Below are 16,350 nucleotides of genomic sequence, written 5' to 3'. Positions count from 1 at the left end.
GCGCGGTTGTAAGGTTAGGCGACCCTAATCAATCGAACCAGGAGCATCCGTGCCTCGCATTCGCTCTGCCGTCGCCCTCTCGGCGGCATCCCTCCTCTTCCTCACCGGTTGCGCGACCACGCCCACCGGTGACGCCACTCCCGGTGCCGCTGCCGACGACGCGTTCCCCGTGACCATCACGCACGCGTTCGGCGAGACCGAGATCGCCGCGAAGCCGGAGCGTGTCGCGACGGTCGGGTGGAGCAACCAGGACGTCGCGCTTGCGCTGGGCATCATCCCGGTCGGCACCGACACCCAGGTCTGGAACTGGACCGGCGACGCCGAGCCCGGCCTCTACGAGTGGAGCCTCGACAAGATCGAGGAGCTCGGCGGCGAGATGCCCGCCCTGTTCACGACGTCCGCCGGCACCGACTTCGAGGCGATCGCCGACACCGACCCCGACGTGATCCTGGCCGCCCAGTCCGGTCTCGACGAGGCGAGCTACGGCACGCTGAGCGACATCGCCCCGGTCGTGGCGTACCCCGAGGTCGCCTGGTTCACCTCGTGGCGCGACACCATCACGATCAACGCCGAGGCGCTCGGCCTCGCTGCTGAGGGCGACCAGCTCGTCGCCGACCTCGAGACCGAGATCGCGGATGCCACCGCCGACGCCGACTTCTCGGGCAAGACCGCCGCGTTCTTCTCGGCGAGCGCCGCCGACCTCTCGAAGGTCTCGATCTACACCGAGGGTGACGCGCGCACCGCGTTCCTGGGCGACCTCGGGTTCGACATGCCCGCCGCCGCCGACGCGAGCGACGGCTCGTTCTACAAGGACTTCAGCGCCGAGAACGCCGACCAGCTCGCCGACATCGACGTCATCGTGACGTACGGCGACGGCGACGTGGCGGCTGCCCTCCAGGCAGACCCGCTGTGGAGCACCCTCCCCGCGGTCAAGGCGGGCGCGATCATCGAGGTCGGCATGGGCGACGCACTCAGCGCCGGTGTCAGCCCGACCGCGCTGTCGATCCCGTGGGTCCTCGACCGCTACGTGCCGCTCCTCGAAGAAGCCGCCGCAAAGGTTCAGTGACCACCGCAGTCAGCACCGCACGCCGCGCGCCCACCACCTCGGTGGGCGCGCGGCGCCGCGTGGCGATCCTGCTCGTCGGGGCCGCCGCGCTCCTCGTGTCGATCGCACTCTCGCTCGCGTTCGGCTCCCGCCCCGTCTCGATCGGCGAGGTCGTTGACGGCATCACGATGTGGTTCCGTGGCGAAACCCCGACCGAGATCGGTGCGATCGCGGTGCAGAGCCGCATCCCCCGGACAGTGCTGGCCGTCATCGCCGGAGCCGCCCTCGCGCTCTCCGGCGCGCTCATGCAGGCGATCACCCGCAACCCCCTCGCCGATCCCGGCATCCTCGGTGTGAACACCGGCGCAGCGCTCGCGGTCGTCTCGGGCATCGCGTTCTTCGGCATCTCGAGCGCCACCGGCTATCTCGCACTCGCCTTCATCGGCGCCGCGATCACCGCGATCTTCGTGTACTTCATCGGCTCGATCGGCGCCGGCGGCACCACGCCGATCAAACTCGCCCTCGCCGGCGCTGCGACGACCGCCGCGCTGAGTTCGCTCATCTCGGCGATCCTCCTCCCCCGGCAGAACGTCATGGACGAGTTCCGCTACTGGCAGATCGGCAACGTCGGTCGCGCCTCATGGGAGACGATGGCCGTCGTCGCGCCCGTGCTCCTCATCGGCGCGCTCGTCGCGATCCTCTGCGCCTCGGCGCTCAACGCCCTCGCCCTCGGTGACGACCTCGCCGTCGGCCTCGGCGTCCATGTCGGCCGCATCCGCCTCATCGCCGCGATCGCAGGCGTCGCGCTGTGCGCCGCCGTCACCGCCGTCGCGGGACCGATCGGGTTCGTCGGGCTCATGGTGCCCCACATCGTCCGCATGGTGTCTGGACCCGACCAGCGGTGGCTCCTCCCGTTGTCCGCCGTCGGCGGCGCCATCCTGCTGGTTCTCGCCGACACCATCGGTCGCGTGATCGGCTTCCCGAGCGAAGTCGAGGCGGGCATCGTCACCGCGTTCCTCGGCGCACCGGTCCTCATCGTCATCGCACGCCGCACCCGACTGAAGGGGCTGTGATGGCGACCCTCCTCGCTCCCCTCGACCTCGCCTCCGCGCCACAGATCGAGCGCGTGCGCGCTGGACGCCGCCACCGCACCCGCCGCCGCGTCATCGCCATGTCGGCGCTGGGGGTCCTCCTGCTCGCGCTGATCGCAGCGATGCTGATGCTCGGCAACACGATCTACCCGCCCTCGGACGTGCTCGCCGTCATGTTCGGCCAGCAGGTGCAAGGTGCCACGTTCACCGTCGGCACACTGCGCATTCCTCGCATGATCATCGCAGTCCTCGCGGGCATCGCGTTCGGCGTCGCCGGCGCGACCTTCCAGACCATGCTCCGCAATCCCCTCGCGAGCCCCGACGTCATCGGCATCACCTCGGGCGCGAGTGCCGCCGCGATCCTGTCGCTGATCGTCCTCGGTTGGAGCCACGGCGCGACGAGTGCGCTCTCGCTCGCAGCAGGCGTCATCACCGCCCTCGCGATCTCCCTCGCCGCGCGCGGAGGCACCTCGACCGGCGGCCGACTGATCCTCATCGGCATCGGCATCGGCGCGATGCTCGACTCCGTCGTGTCCTTCCTCATCGTCCGCGCGAACGTGTACGACGTGCTCGTCGCCGCGCGGTGGCTCACCGGAAGCCTCAACGGCTCGCGCATGGAGGACGTGCCGACCCTCGGGATCGCCGTCGCGATCCTCGTTCCGATCGTGCTGTTCCTCAGCCGTGATCTGAGCGCGCTCGAACTCGGCGACGCATCCGCCACCGCGTTGGGCGTGAAGGTCGATCGAACCCGCATCCTCCTTGTCGTCGCCGCCGTCGCCCTCGCATGCTTCGCCACCGCGACCACCGGCCCGATCGCGTTCGTGTCCTTCCTCGCGGGTCCGATCGCCGCGCGCCTCGTGGGACCGGGTACGCCCGTGATCCTGCCCGCCGCATTGACCGGCGCCTGCCTCGTCCTGGCAGCCGACCTGATCGGACAGTTCGCGTTCGGCACGAAGTTCCCCGTCGGCGTCATCACCGGCATCCTCGGGGCGCCGTACCTCATCTACCTCCTCATCCGTACGAGTCGCCGCGGAGGATCTTCATGACCGTGCAGCACGCGATCCGCACCGAGCGCCTCGTCGCCGGCTACGGCGGGAAGACCATCGTCGACGGGATCGATCTCGAGATCCCGCCTGGACGCGTCAGCGTCATCGTGGGCGCGAACGCGTGCGGCAAGTCCACACTCCTGAAGACGCTGTCCCGCCTGATCACGCCGCTCGAGGGCGGTGTCGTCCTCGACGGCAAGCGCATCGATCAGATCCCCACGAAGGAGCTCGCCCGGACGCTCGGACTGCTCCCGCAGCAGCCGGTGTCTCCCGAGGGCATCGTCGTCGCCGACCTGGTCGGTCGCGGGCGGCATCCGCACCAGAAGCTGTTCCGCTCCTGGACGCCGGACGATGACCGCGCCGTCACCGAAGCGCTCGCAGCGACCGGCGTGCTCGAACTCGCCGACCGCGCCGTCGACGAACTGTCGGGTGGGCAACGCCAGCGCGTCTGGATCGCCATGGCCCTCGCGCAAGAGACCGAGATCCTGCTCCTCGATGAGCCGACGACGTTCCTCGACGTGTCCCACCAGATCGAGGTGCTCGATCTTCTGACCGATCTCAATGCCGCGCGCGGCACGACGATCGTGATGGTCCTGCACGACATCAACCTCGCCGCACGCTACGCGGACCACATCTTCGCGCTTCGCGCCGGCTCCGTCGTCGCCAGCGGAGCACCAGCCGACATCGTGGACGCCGACCTGATGCGCGAGGTCTTCGACCTCGACTGCCGTGTCATCCCCGACCCGGTGTCCGGCGCACCCCTCGTCCTCCCCCGCGGTCGCCACCGCCTCCTCGCCGACTGACCAAGGAACGCATCATGTCCACCGTCACCAGCCGCTTCTTCCGAGTCCGCGTCACCGCGATCACCGACCTCACCGCGAGCTTCCGTCGATTCACGCTCGCCGGCCCCGACCTCGCCCACTACGGCGACCCGGGCTTCGACCAGCGCATCAAAGTGGTGTTCCCCACCGCGACAGTGAGCATCGACGACATGCCCATCGGCGAGGACTGGTACACGGAGTGGCGAGAGCTGCCCGAAGACGCTCGCCCGCCGTTCCGCACGTACACGACCCGCTACGTCCGCAACGAGGCGTGCGAGGTCGACATCGACATGGTCGCGCATGATGTCCTCGGTCCCGCCTCGGACTGGATCGCGCGTGCCGAGGTCGGCGACGAGCTGCTCGTCTTCGCACCCACGACGGCCCACCGTGGGGTGAGCTTCGGCATCGACTTCGTCCCCCCGAAGCAGACCGACGGCATCCTCCTCGCGGGCGATGAGACCGCCGCACCGGCGATCGCGGTCATCCTCGAGCAGCTCCCCGAGACCGCTCGGGGCACGGTGGTCCTCGAGGTTCCCCACGAATCGGATGCCGCCTACCTCCCGACCCACCCCGGCTTCGAGTACCGCGTGGCCGCCCGTCCGACCCACGACGCCCGCCACGGCCACCTCGTGCCGGCGGTGGAAACCGCAGCCGCGCTCCTCGCGCCCGCGGGCAAGGGGGCGGAGGTCGAAGAAGTCGACATCGATGGCGGCATCCTCTGGGAGGTCCCGCGGACGGCGAAGGGCGGCGCCGCGCTGAAGAGCGCACATCTCTACGCTTGGCTCGCGGGCGAGGCCGGCGCGATCAAGTCGCTCCGGCGGCACCTCGTGTCGCAGCTCGGCGTCGACCGTCGGGCCGTCGCCTTCATGGGTTACTGGCGACTCGGGCGCGCCGAGAACTGACGCGGCTCAGCCCCGCGTCATCGCGCCGATCTTCGCGACCGCGGTCCGGAGCAGGTCGGGCGAACACCCGAAGTTGAGCCGCACGTGTCCGATGCCCTGCGGGCCGAAGAGCGGCCCGTGGTGGAGCGCCACGCCCACCTCGCGCAGGATGCGGCGAGCCGGGTCGTCGCCCCAGCCGTAGGCCGACAGGTCGATCCACGCCAGGTATCCGGCATCCGGGATCCGATACGTGGCCTCGGGCAGGTGCTCGGCGAGCAGATCGGCGAGGAGCCTGCGGTTCACGTCGAGCGCGGCGAGAAGTCCGTCGAGCCACGCGTCGGACGCCACGTCGAACGCCGCGATCGCGGCACGCGCGCCGAACAGGCCGGTGCGCCACTCCACTTCCTTGGGCAACGCGCGGACGACCCTCCGCGTATCGTCCGCCGCGGTGACGATGACGGCACACTTGAGCCCCGCGAGGTTGTAGGCCTTCGACGCGCTCGTCACGGTGTACCCGACCGCCGCGGCGTCGTCCGACACCGCGAGGAACGGGGTGAACGTCCCGGGCGTGTGGACGAGCGGCGCGTGGATCTCATCGCTGATGACAACGGCGCTGTGCCGGCGAGCGGATGCCGCGACGGCCGCGAGCGCCTCGCGGGAGTGCACCGTCCCGGTCGGGTTATGCGGGTTACTGAGGAGCACGGCCCGCGCGCCGGCCGCGAGGGCCGCATCGATCCCCTCGACGTCGAGCTCCCACCCAGTTCCCGTGTCGCGGAGCGGCACGGCCTCGACGACCGCACCGGACTCCTCCGTGCACATCGCGAAGGGCGGGTACACCGGTGGGGTCGTCACGACCCGCTCGCCGGGCGCCACGACGGCGCGGAGCACTTCGACGACACCCATCATCACGTCGCCGGTCGTCAGGACGTGCGACGCATCGACCTGCCAGCCGAAGCGCCGGTCCGCAAACGCCGCGAAGGCCTCGCCCACGCCGGGACGCGGTGGGGTGTATCCGGTGTCGCCGAGCTCGACCGCCTCCGCGAGCACACGCGTGATCTCGGGCGCGAGCGGGAAGTCGGTCTCGGCCACGAACATCGGAATGACGTCGTCACCGTACGTGCGCCACTTCGAGCTCGAACGGCGTCGAAGGGTCTCCAGCGGGAGGGATTCGAGGGGTGGGACCGTCACCGTTCGAGCCTATTCAGCACGCCGACGGATGCCACGTCGATGACGACCTGTGACAGTCGCGGCGCCGACCGGGGCGACCTCAGATGGCGAAGCCGAGCGCCCGCATCATGTCGCGACCGTCGTCGGTGATCCGCTCAGGTCCCCACGGCGGCATCCAGACCCAGTTGATCCGGAACCGGTCCACGACACCGTCGAGTGCCTGTCCGGTCTGCTCTTCGAGCACATCGGTGAGGGGGCAACCGGCCGAGGTGAGCGTCATGTGGATGACGAGGGCGTCGTTCTCGTCGTCCCAGCCGAGGTCGTAGATCAGCCCGAGGTCGACGACGTTGATCCCGAGCTCGGGATCCATGACGTCTTTGAGCGCTTCGGTGACCTCGTCGTACTTCTCAGGTGCGAGGGTCTCGGTCATGCCTCGATCCTAGGCCTCGTCGGTGCCCGCCGGGGCGAGGAATCGGTCGTAGCCCTCGTCCTCGAGGCGAGCGGCGAGCTCGGGGCCGCCCTCTTCGGCGACGCGGCCGTTCACGAGGACGTGCACGAAGTCCGGCTTGATGTAGCGGAGGATGCGCGTGTAGTGCGTGATCAGGAGCACGCCCATGTCGGACTTCTCCTTGGCGCGGTTGACGCCCTCGGAGACGATCTTGAGTGCGTCGACGTCGAGGCCGGAGTCGGTCTCGTCGAGGACGGCGAGCTTCGGCTGGAGGAGCTCGAGCTGCAGGATCTCGTGACGCTTCTTCTCGCCGCCCGAGAACCCCTCGTTGACGTTGCGCGCCGCGAACTTCGGGTCCATGCGGAGGTTCTGCATCGACTCCTTCACGTCCTTCGACCACTGGCGGATCGAGGGCGCCTCGCCCGAGATCGCGGTCTTCGCGGTGCGCAGGAAGTTCGTCACGGTGACACCGGGGATCTCGACGGGGTACTGCATCGCGAGGAAGACGCCGGCGCGGGCGCGCTCGTCGACGGACATCTCGAGGACGTCCTGGCCGTCGAAGGTGATGCTGCCGCTGGTCACCGTGTACTTCGGGTGTCCGGCGATCGTGTAGGCGAGCGTGGACTTGCCGGAGCCGTTGGGGCCCATGATGGCGTGGGTCTCACCGGTGCGGACGGTCAGCGTGACGCCGTTGAGGATCGGGGTCTCGCCGGCTTCGGTCTCGACCGTCACGTGCAGATCGCGGATCTCGAGGACAGACATGTCAGCTACTTTCTTCAGTTCGATGCTTTGGTCACGGCGGGGTCGATGAGGATGTCGTCCCCGTCGATCGTGACCTCGTAAACGGGCACCGGCTCGTACGCCGGCAGATTCAGGGGGCGGCCGGTCCGCAGCGAGAACGCGGAGCCGTGCGCCCAGCACTCGAGCGACTCGCCTTCGACGAAGCCGTCGGCGAGTGAGATGTCACCGTGCGTGCAGGTGTCGCCGATCGCGTGGACCTCGCCCTGGCTGTCGAGGACGACAGCGATCGCGACGCCGTCGACCTCGACGCGCACGGCGGTGTCCTGCGTCAGCTCACTGAGCTGCAGCACCTTCTGTGCGGTCATGCCTGCGCACCGCCGGCGAGCTCCGCCTCGATCGCGGCGGTGAATTCCTCCTCCAGCGACGGGATGCCGACCTTCTGCACGATCTCGACGAGGAAGCCGAGGACGACCAGGCGACGCGCTTCCTCCTCGTCGATGCCGCGGGCCTGGAGGTAGAAGAGCTGCTCGTCGTCGAAACGCCCGGTCGCACTCGCGTGCCCGGCGCCCTGAATCTCGCCGGTCTCGATCTCGAGGTTCGGGATCGAGTCGGCGCGCGCACCGTCGGTGAGCACGAGGTTGCGGTTCGCCTCGTAGGAGTCTGTGCCCACGGCATCCGGTCCGATGAGGACGTCGCCGATCCAGACGCTGCGGGCGCTCTCGCCCTGGAGCGCGCCCTTGTAGAGCACGTCACCCGTGGTGTGCGCACCCTTGTGGTGGAGGTAGACCTGGCTCTCGAGGTGCTGCCCGGCATCTGCGAAGGAGAGGCCGTAGAGCTTGCCCTCGGAGCCCGCGCCGGCGAGCTCGACCGACGGGTTCACCCGCACGACGCCGCCACCGAGGCTCGCGACGATGTGCGTGAGTTTCGCGTCGCGGTCGACGCGCGCCTGGTGCGCCGAGAGGTGCACCGCGTCGTCGTCCCAGCGCTGCACCGACACGACCGTGAGTGCGGCGCCGTCGCGGACGATGATCTCGACGTTCTGCGACTGCTGCGCGGTGCCCTCGTGGCGGAGGATCACGGTGCCGCGCGAGTTTGGCTGCGCCTCGATCACGACGTGCGCGTGCGCGACCCCGCCCGTGCCGGTCAGCCGGACGATGACGGGCTCGTCGAGCTCCACGTTCGCGGGGATGCGGATGAGCGGCGCCTCGGCCTCCTGCGACCAGGCGATCGCGCTGGGCAGGTCTTCGGGGCGGAACACCTCGCCGCGCGGGGCCTCGCCGGGAGCCAGCCGAAGCTGCACGACCTCGTCGGGGGCGGTCACCTCGACGCCGATGACGCCGTGCGGCGCGGCCTCGTCGACGAGGAGCGCCTTCACCCGATCGAGCGGGGTGTGCTTCCAGTTGACTTCACGGCCAGTCGGCGCGCCGAAGTCGGCGGGGTCGAACGACCACGGCCGCTCGGAGCGAGTCTGGACCGGCACGAACGCGCCGTCGGAGAGCGTCGCCGCAGGGTCGATGTGGCCCTTCGCGTCGTTCGCGGGGGCCTGCGTCGCGGTCGTCATCAGCCGACGGATCCTTCCATGCCCATCTCGATGAGCTTGTTGAGTTCGAGCGCGTATTCCATGGGCAGCTCGCGGGCGATCGGTTCGATGAAGCCGCGCACGATCATCGCCATCGCCTCGTCCTCCGGCATCCCACGGCTCATGAGGTAGAACAGCTGTTCCTCGCTCACCTTCGAGACGGTCGCCTCGTGGCCGAGCTGCACGTCGTCGACGCGGATGTCGATCGCGGGGTAGGTGTCGGAGCGCGAGATCGTGTCGACGAGCAGGGCGTCACAGCGCACGGTGTTGGCCGAATGGTGGGCGTTCGCGTCCACGCGCACCTCACCGCGGTAGCCGGCGCGACCGCCGCCGCGGGCGATCGACTTCGAGACGATCGACGACTGCGTGTACGGCGCCATGTGGATCATCTTCGCGCCGGCGTCCTGGTGCTGGCCGGGGCCCGCGAACGCGACCGACAGGGTCTCGCCCTTGGCGTGCTCGCCCATCAGGTAGATCGACGGGTACTTCATCGTCACCTTGGAGCCGATGTTGCCGTCGACCCACTCCATCGTCGCCCCCTCGTGCGCGACCGCACGCTTGGTGACGAGGTTGTAGACGTTGTTCGACCAGTTCTGGATCGTCGTGTACCGAACGCGCGCGTTCTTCTTCACGATGATCTCGACGACGGCGGAGTGCAGCGAGTCGCTCTTGTAGATCGGCGCGGTGCAGCCCTCGATGTAGTGCACGTAGCTGCCCTCGTCGGCGATGATCAGCGTGCGCTCGAACTGGCCCATGTTCTCGGTGTTGATCCGGAAGTAGGCCTGGAGCGGGATCTCGACGTGGACGCCCGGGGGCACGTAGACGAACGAGCCGCCCGACCAGACGGCCGTGTTCAGCGCGGCGAACTTGTTGTCGCCGGCGGGGATGACCGTGCCGAAGTATTCCTCGAAGAACTCCGGGTGCTCGCGAAGCGCCGTGTCGGTGTCCATGAAGATGACACCCTGCTTCTCGAGTTCCTCGTTGATCTGGTGGTAGACCACCTCGGACTCGTACTGCGCGGCGACGCCGGCGACCAGGCGAGCACGCTCGGCCTCCGGGATGCCGAGCTTCTCGTACGTGTTGCGGATGTCCTCGGGGAGGTCCTCCCACGACTGCGCCTGCTTCTCGGTCGAGCGCACGAAGTACTTGATGTTGTCGAAGTCGATTTCGGAGAGGTCTGCGCCCCACGTCGGCATCGGCTTGCGGCCGAACAGCTGGTGCCCCTTCAGACGGGTCTTCAGCATCCATTCCGGCTCGGACTTGAGTGCGGAGATGTCGCGCACGACGGCTTCGTTGAGGCCGCGCTTGGCGCTCGCGCCGGCGGCGTCGGGGTCGTGCCAGCCGAACTCGTACACCCCCAGGCCTTCGAGCTCGGGACGGTCGATGAGCACATCCGACATGACGTTTCCTCCTCCCGGCCCGGGCGATGTCATCCGCTCCGGCATTCCCGTACCCACGAGGAGTGCGCGAGGGGGGATGCCGCTTGCTGGGCCGCTCTTCCGGCACGTGACCGCGCCTAGAATCGTTGTGCGAGCCGCGACCGGAGTCGCTCTCGCCTACCCCGCCATTCTACAGGCACCGCCACCACCCGCGGCCGTGCCGAACGCACGCCCGGAGTCGTCCCCATGCTGACCAGCGAGTCCCCCACGAGCACCACCGCGGTCGCGCCGATCACCCGGACCCTTCGTATCGTCGCCTGGCTTTCGTTCCTGGCCGAGACCCTCATCATCGCCACCGGCGGCGCCGTCCGCCTCACCGGCTCCGGCCTCGGCTGCCCGACCTGGCCGACGTGCACGCCCGAGTCGCTCGTGGCCACCCCCGAGATGGGGATCCACGGGATCATCGAGTTCGGCAACCGCACCCTCACGGGGCTCGTCGGCATCCTCGCGCTTGCGGTCGTCGTACTCGTGTGGCGGATGCGCCGTGATCGCCGCGACCTGTTCGTCCTCGCGCTCATCGTCCTCGGCGGCGTCGCCGCGCAGGCGGGTGTCGGCGGGATCACCGTGCTGACGGGTCTCAACCCGTTCATCGTGGGCTTCCACTACGTGGCATCCCTCGTCCTGGTCTGCGTCTGCGCGGCCTTCCTCGTCCGCCTCGACGAGCCCGCGGGGCGCCGTGTTCGCGCCGTGCCCGCCTGGTACGCCGGCCTCACCCACGCGACGACGGGAATCCTCGCCCTCACGATCGTGTTCGGCGTGCTCACCACCGGTGCGGGCCCCCACTCCGGTGATGCAGATGCAGGCCGCAACGGGTTCAACGCCGAGCTGCTGGAGCACGTCCACGCGTGGCCCGGGTACGCCCTCCTCGTCCTGACCGTCTTCCTCACCGTGGTCGCGTGGCAGCTCGGTCTGCGCACGAAGACCTGGATCGGCATCCTCCTCGCCGTCGAGATCGTGCAGATCGCCGTCGGCCTCTACCAGGCGCGCAACGGGCTGCCGGAGCTCGCAGTCGGCGTCCACATGGTGCTCGCGGCGCTCACCGCCGCAGCCATGACGGTCGTCGTGCTCCGCCTCAAGGCACCCGCAGACACCGAAACCTCATAGGTTCCGCAGAGGATTCGTCCGGGTCGGTCAGGAACAGTGGCGCAGGTCGTCCATCACGGGACGGCCCGACACGGAGGAGATCCATGAACACCCGCCCCCGCCTGATCCGCAGCATCCCGTTCTGGCTGCTGATCGTCGGCTCGCTCGCGTCCGTCGGCGTCGGAGCGTATCTGCTCATCGACAAGCTCGGCGCGATGGAGACCGCGCTCACGCAGGGGACGGCCACCGGGATCGAGGTGTACGTGGGCCAGATCTGGGCGGTCCTCGGCGCGATCCTCATCGGTGCCGGCGTCGTCGGACTCGGCCTCACCGCGACCCTCGGCGCGCTCCGCTCCCTCGCGGCACCCGCCGTCGTCGAGAACGTCCAGGTCGACTGGCAGGACGACCTCGACGCGCAGGACGAGACGCCGGTCAGCGACACGGAGGCACGTCCGGCGACCCTCGAGGATGCGGACGTCGAGACCTCGGCATCCGACCCCGCCCCCACCGCGACCCGCTGACCGCGCGCGATCGCGCCGCGCCCTCGCTCGCCTGTCACGACACCCCGTCCCCCACGGCAGTTCGTGACAGGCGAGCGTCGTTTCAGCCCGGACGACAACGGATGCCGCAACGCGGCGGACGGCCGAGCCCAGCTCAGCGCAGGGAATCAGCCCCTCAGAAGGGCAGCAGCGGGTCGATCGCGATCGCGACGAACAACAGCGTGAGGTACGTGATCGACGCGTGGAACACCCGCATCGGCTGCACCTTCTCGCCACGGACGGCGCGGGCGTAGAGCACGTGCGACTCGAAGATGAACCATCCGCCGAGCACGAGCGCCGACGCCGTGTACACGAGCCCCATGGGCGCGACCGGGATGAGCAGCAGCGAGCTGGCGATGGTCGCCCACGCGTAGAGGATGACCTGCAGACCCACCTGCACGCCGTCGCGCGTGGCTCCGAGCATGGGCACGTCGGCCTCTTCGTAGTCGCCCTTGTACTTCATCGAGAGCGGCCAGTAGTGCGGCGGCGTCCAGAGGAAGACGAGGAGGAAGAGGATGAGCGGCGTCCACGACAGCGACCCGGTGACGGCCGACCAGCCGATGACGACCGGGAAACAGCCGGCAATACCGCCCCAGACGATGTTCTGCTCGGTGCGTCGCTTGAGCAGCATCGTGTAGATCACGACGTAGAAGAAGATCGCGGCCGCGCTGAGCGACGCGGCGACCCAGTTCGTCGTGACGAGCAGCCAGACCGTCGACAGGATCGCGAGCGTCCACGAGAACGTGAGCGCGCCCCGCGGCGAGACCTCGCCGGTGACCAGCGGACGGTTCTTCGTGCGCTTCATCTGCGCGTCGATGTCGCGGTCGAGGTACATGTTGAAGGATGCCGCCGAGCCGGCGCTCATCGCACCGCCGAGCACCGTCGCGAGGATGAGCCAGAGGTCGGGAAGCCCTTCCTCGGCGAGGAACATGACCGGAATCGTGGTGACCAGCAGGAGCTCGAGGACTCGAGGCTTCGTCAGCTGGACGTAAGCACGGACGGTGCGGCCGAGGGACGCTCGAGGCGTCGTCTGCACGCGCCCGTCGGTCTCAGTGATTGCCATCGTCCCCGCCGCTGTTGATCGTCGCGTCGAGTCTACGGCATCACCGATCGCGGGCAGCCTGGCAATCAATTGCCGAATACGTCGTCATACAGCGTCCATACGGCCCCGCGCGCATACGCGAATCGATATGCTGAAAGTCCCGACGCGCGGGACGATCCCCTCTCATCTGATGACGGCCTTCGTTCGCGCCGACTCCCTCACGAAAGGCGACCAGGTGTCAGAGCTGGCTTGGGACGAGATCGATCGGCGTGCGGTTGACACCGCTCGCGTACTGGCCGCGGACGCGGTGGAGAAGGTCGGGAACGGCCACCCGGGGACGGCGATGAGCCTCGCCCCGGCCGCCTACCTCCTCTACCAGCGCGTGCTGCGTCACGACCCGACCGATGTCGACTGGCTCGGTCGCGACCGGTTCATCCTTTCGGCGGGACACTCGTCGCTCACGCAGTACGTGCAGCTCTACCTCGGCGGGTTCGGCCTCGAGCTCGACGACCTCAAGTCGCTCCGCACGTGGGGATCGCTGACCCCGGGGCACCCGGAGTACGGCCACACCAAGGGCGTCGAGATCACGACCGGTCCGCTCGGCCAGGGTCTCGCCTCGGCCGTCGGCTTCGCGTACGCCGCTCGCTACGAACGCGGTCTGTTCGACCCCGAAGCCGCTGCAGGCACGAGCCCGTTCGACCACTTCGTGTACGTCATCGCCGGTGACGGTGACCTGCAGGAGGGCGTCACCGCCGAGGCCGGCTCGCTCGCCGGCCACCAGCAGCTCGGCAACCTCATCGCGATCTACGACTCGAACCAGATCTCGATCGAAGACGACACGAACGTCGCGTTCACCGAAGACGTGCAGGCCCGGTACGAGGCCTACGGATGGCAGGTGCAGACGGTCGACTGGAAGCAGACCGGCGAGTACGTCGAAGACGTCGCCGCGCTCCACGCCGCGATCGAGGCCGCGAAGGCCGAGACCAGCAAGCCGTCGCTGATCGTCCTCAAGACGATCATCGGCTGGCCCTCGCCCGGGAAGCAGAACACCGGCAAGATCCACGGCTCCGCCCTCGGTGGCGACGAACTCGCCGCGACCAAGAAGGTCCTCGGGTTCGACCCGGCCGAGACGTTCGCCGTCGCCGACGACGTGATCGCACACACGCGTGGCCTTGCCGCTCGCGCCGCTGAAGCACGCGCCGACTGGCAGACGAGCTTCGACGCGTGGGCAACCGCGAACCCTGAGCGTAAGGCCCTCCTGGACCGACTCGAGGCCGGGGAGCTCCCCGCCGAGCTCTCGGCCCCCGTGTTCGAGTCCGGCAAGGATGTGTCGACCCGCGCGGCATCCGGTCAGGTCATCAACGCCCTCGCCGCCCAGCTCCCCGAGCTGTGGGGCGGCTCGGCGGACCTCGCCGAGTCGAACCTCACCACCATCAAGGACGCGAAGAGCTTCATCCCGTCAGAGTGGTCGACGCACGAGTGGTCGGGTGACCCCTACGGACGCGTGCTGCACTTCGGCATCCGCGAGCACGCGATGGGCGCGATCGTGAACGGCATCAAGCTGCACGGCCCGACGCGTCCGTTCGGTGGCACGTTCCTGATCTTCAGCGACTACATGCGCCCGGCCGTCCGTCTCGCAGCCCTTATGGACATCCCCTCGGTGTTCGTGTGGACGCACGACTCGGTCGCGCTCGGCGAAGACGGCCCGACGCACCAGCCGATCGAGCAGCTCGCGACCCTCCGCCTGATCCCGAACTTCACGGTCGTCCGCCCCGCCGACGCGAACGAGACCTCGGCCGCGTGGCTCGAGATCGTCCGCCGCGTCTCGGGCGGACCCACGGGTATCGCCCTGACCCGCCAGAACATCCCCACGTTCCCCCGCGGCGAGAACGGGTTCGCGACGACCGACGGTGTCGCGAAGGGCGCCTACGTCCTCATCGACGCCGATGGCGGAGCGCCCGACGTGATACTCATCGCGACCGGATCCGAGGTGCAGCTCGCCGTGGCAGCCCGCGAGACGCTCGCCGCCGAAGGCATCCGGGCACGCGTCGTCTCGGCGCCGTCGCTCGAGTGGTTCGCCGAGCAGGATGCCGCGTACCGCGAGTCCGTCCTGCCCGCTGCCGTCACCGCCCGCGTCTCGGTCGAGGCCGGTGCGACGGGCCTCTGGCGCGGCATCGTGGGCGACCGCGGCCGCACGGTCGGCATCGACCACTTCGGCGCGTCCGCCGACTACAAGACCCTGTTCGAGAAGTTCGGCGTCACCGCCGAGGCGGTCGTGGAAGCGGCCCGCGCAAGCGTCAAGGAGACCAACGCATGACCACCCCCACCAAGGACCTCTCCGCCGCGGGCGTCAGCATCTGGCTCGACGACCTCTCCCGGAAGCGCATCGACTCCGGCAACCTCGCCGAGCTCATCGAGACCCGCGACATCGTCGGCGTGACCACGAACCCGTCGATCTTCCAGGCGGCGATCGGCAACACGAACGACGACTCGTACGACGCTCCCCTCGCCGCGCTCGCGGCGAACGGCGCCGACGTCGACACGGCGATCTTCGAGCTCACCACGTCGGATGTGCGGGATGCCGCAGACCTGTTCCGTCCGCTCTACGAGAGCACCGGCGGCGTCGACGGGCGCGTGTCGATCGAGGTCTCCCCTGATCTCGCGCACGACACCGACGCGACGGTCACGCAGGCCAAGGAACTGTGGGCGAAGGTCGACCGTCCCAACACGCTGATCAAGATCCCCGCGACGCTCGCGGGCCTTCCGGCCATCAGCGCGGTGCTCGCGGAGGGCATCTCGGTCAACGTGACCCTGATCTTCTCGCTCGAGCGCTACGCGGCCGTCATCGATGCCTACCTCACCGGCATCCGCCAGGCAGCAGCGAACGGACACGACATCGCGACGATCCACTCGGTCGCCTCGTTCTTCGTGTCCCGCGTGGACACCGAGGTCGACAAGCGCCTCGACGCGATCGGCACCTCGGCTGCGACCGCACTCAAGAGCAAGGCCGGCCTCGCGAACGCGCGCCTGGCCTACGAGCTGTTCGAGCAGACGTTCGCCGAGCCGCGCGCGATCGAACTGATCGCCGCCGGCGCGAACGTGCAGCGACCACTGTGGGCCTCGACGGGCGTCAAGGACCCGTCGCTGCCCGACACGCTCTACGTGACCGAGCTCGTGGCGCCCGGCACCGTCAACACGATGCCCGAGAAGACGCTCGAGGCGACGTTCGACCACGCCGTCGTGACCGGTGACACGATCACGGGTGCGTACGCCGCGGCGCACCAGGTCTTCGCCGACCTGGCCGAGGCTGGCATCGACCTCGTCGACGTCACGCAGCTGCTCGAGGACGAGGGCGTCGAGAAGTTCATCGCGTCGTGGCACGACCTCCAGGGCACCGTCCGCACGGCGCTGAGCGCCGCGCACTGACG

General features: G+C 69.0%; 16 protein-coding genes. 9 read left to right on the top strand and 7 right to left on the bottom strand.

Annotation, left to right across the window (positions count from 1 at the left end; genetic code table 11):
* The first annotated feature begins 49 nt into the window (after nt 1–49).
* From QNI14_RS12220 to QNI14_RS12200, 5 genes are read left to right on the top strand one after another with little or no spacing between them, the layout of a single operon-like run.
* Nucleotides 50–1,066 carry an iron-siderophore ABC transporter substrate-binding protein gene (locus tag QNI14_RS12220; RefSeq protein WP_283716900.1) on the top strand — a complete coding sequence of 339 codons (1,017 nt, stop codon included), beginning with the start codon at nt 50–52 and terminating at the stop codon, nt 1,064–1,066.
* On the top strand, nt 1,063–2,118 hold the full coding sequence (locus QNI14_RS12215) for a FecCD family ABC transporter permease (RefSeq protein ID WP_283716899.1): 1,056 nt from the start codon (nt 1,063–1,065) through the stop codon (nt 2,116–2,118). The genes QNI14_RS12220 and QNI14_RS12215 overlap by 4 nt, the downstream gene beginning before the upstream one ends.
* The gene (locus QNI14_RS12210; RefSeq protein WP_283716898.1) at nt 2,118–3,182 is read left to right on the top strand and encodes a FecCD family ABC transporter permease; all 1,065 of its coding nucleotides are present in this window, start codon (nt 2,118–2,120) and stop codon (nt 3,180–3,182) included. Before QNI14_RS12215 ends, QNI14_RS12210 begins: the two co-directional genes overlap by 1 nt.
* Complete coding sequence (locus QNI14_RS12205) at nt 3,179–3,985, top strand: ABC transporter ATP-binding protein (RefSeq protein ID WP_283716897.1); 807 nt, start codon at nt 3,179–3,181, stop codon at nt 3,983–3,985. Before QNI14_RS12210 ends, QNI14_RS12205 begins: the two co-directional genes overlap by 4 nt.
* A 14-nt stretch (nt 3,986–3,999) precedes the next feature.
* Nucleotides 4,000–4,905 (top strand): siderophore-interacting protein, encoded by a 906-nt coding sequence (locus tag QNI14_RS12200; RefSeq protein WP_283716896.1) that lies wholly within the window; start codon nt 4,000–4,002, stop codon nt 4,903–4,905.
* A gap of 6 nt (nt 4,906–4,911) precedes the next feature.
* Here the strand turns inward: QNI14_RS12200 and QNI14_RS12195 are convergent, their stop codons facing one another.
* The 6 genes from QNI14_RS12195 to sufB all read right to left on the bottom strand — a co-directional run bounded on the left by QNI14_RS12195 (nt 4,912) and on the right by sufB (nt 10,219).
* Nucleotides 4,912–6,072, bottom strand: a complete 1,161-nt coding sequence (locus tag QNI14_RS12195; RefSeq protein ID WP_283716895.1) for a MalY/PatB family protein — start codon at nt 6,070–6,072, stop codon at nt 4,912–4,914.
* A 79-nt stretch (nt 6,073–6,151) separates the two neighbouring features.
* Nucleotides 6,152–6,481: a metal-sulfur cluster assembly factor gene (locus tag QNI14_RS12190; RefSeq protein ID WP_283716894.1), complete on the bottom strand. Its 330-nt coding sequence runs from the start codon at nt 6,479–6,481 to the stop codon at nt 6,152–6,154.
* Between the two features lie 9 nt (nt 6,482–6,490).
* Nucleotides 6,491–7,261, bottom strand: a complete 771-nt coding sequence (gene sufC / locus QNI14_RS12185) for a Fe-S cluster assembly ATPase SufC (protein WP_283716893.1) — start codon at nt 7,259–7,261, stop codon at nt 6,491–6,493.
* Between the two features lie 14 nt (nt 7,262–7,275).
* Entirely contained in the window at nt 7,276–7,605 is a 330-nt protein-coding gene (locus QNI14_RS12180; protein WP_283716892.1) for a non-heme iron oxygenase ferredoxin subunit, read from the bottom strand.
* A complete protein-coding gene (gene sufD / locus QNI14_RS12175) occupies nt 7,602–8,801 on the bottom strand; it encodes a Fe-S cluster assembly protein SufD (RefSeq protein ID WP_283716891.1) in 1,200 nt (399 codons plus the stop codon). Before sufD ends, QNI14_RS12180 begins: the two co-directional genes overlap by 4 nt.
* Complete coding sequence (gene sufB, locus QNI14_RS12170; RefSeq protein WP_184218125.1) at nt 8,801–10,219, bottom strand: Fe-S cluster assembly protein SufB; 1,419 nt, start codon at nt 10,217–10,219, stop codon at nt 8,801–8,803. The genes sufD and sufB overlap by 1 nt, the downstream gene beginning before the upstream one ends.
* Nucleotides 10,220–10,444: 225 nt before the next feature.
* On the opposite strand from sufB, the gene QNI14_RS12165 reads away from it, so the two are divergent.
* Nucleotides 10,445–11,362, top strand: a complete 918-nt coding sequence (locus tag QNI14_RS12165) for a COX15/CtaA family protein (RefSeq protein ID WP_283716890.1) — start codon at nt 10,445–10,447, stop codon at nt 11,360–11,362.
* Between the two features lie 83 nt (nt 11,363–11,445).
* Nucleotides 11,446–11,862 carry a dinucleotide-utilizing enzyme gene (locus tag QNI14_RS12160; protein ID WP_283716889.1) on the top strand — a complete coding sequence of 139 codons (417 nt, stop codon included), beginning with the start codon at nt 11,446–11,448 and terminating at the stop codon, nt 11,860–11,862.
* Nucleotides 11,863–12,016: 154 nt separating this feature from the next.
* Here the strand turns inward: QNI14_RS12160 and QNI14_RS12155 are convergent, their stop codons facing one another.
* On the bottom strand, nt 12,017–12,943 hold the full coding sequence (locus QNI14_RS12155) for a heme o synthase (RefSeq protein WP_283716888.1): 927 nt from the start codon (nt 12,941–12,943) through the stop codon (nt 12,017–12,019).
* A gap of 214 nt (nt 12,944–13,157) precedes the next feature.
* On the opposite strand from QNI14_RS12155, the gene tkt reads away from it, so the two are divergent.
* Together tkt and tal are read left to right on the top strand one after the other, a co-directional pair.
* Nucleotides 13,158–15,239 (top strand): transketolase, encoded by a 2,082-nt coding sequence (gene tkt, locus QNI14_RS12150; RefSeq protein WP_283717126.1) that lies wholly within the window; start codon nt 13,158–13,160, stop codon nt 15,237–15,239.
* On the top strand, nt 15,236–16,348 hold the full coding sequence (tal, locus tag QNI14_RS12145) for a transaldolase (RefSeq protein ID WP_283716887.1): 1,113 nt from the start codon (nt 15,236–15,238) through the stop codon (nt 16,346–16,348). The genes tkt and tal overlap by 4 nt, the downstream gene beginning before the upstream one ends.
* Nucleotides 16,349–16,350: the final 2 nt, after the last annotated feature.

Source organism: Microbacterium dauci (genome assembly GCF_030065535.1).
Taxonomy (GTDB): domain Bacteria; phylum Actinomycetota; class Actinomycetes; order Actinomycetales; family Microbacteriaceae; genus Microbacterium; species Microbacterium dauci.
This window is presented reverse-complemented; position numbering and strand designations above follow the sequence as displayed.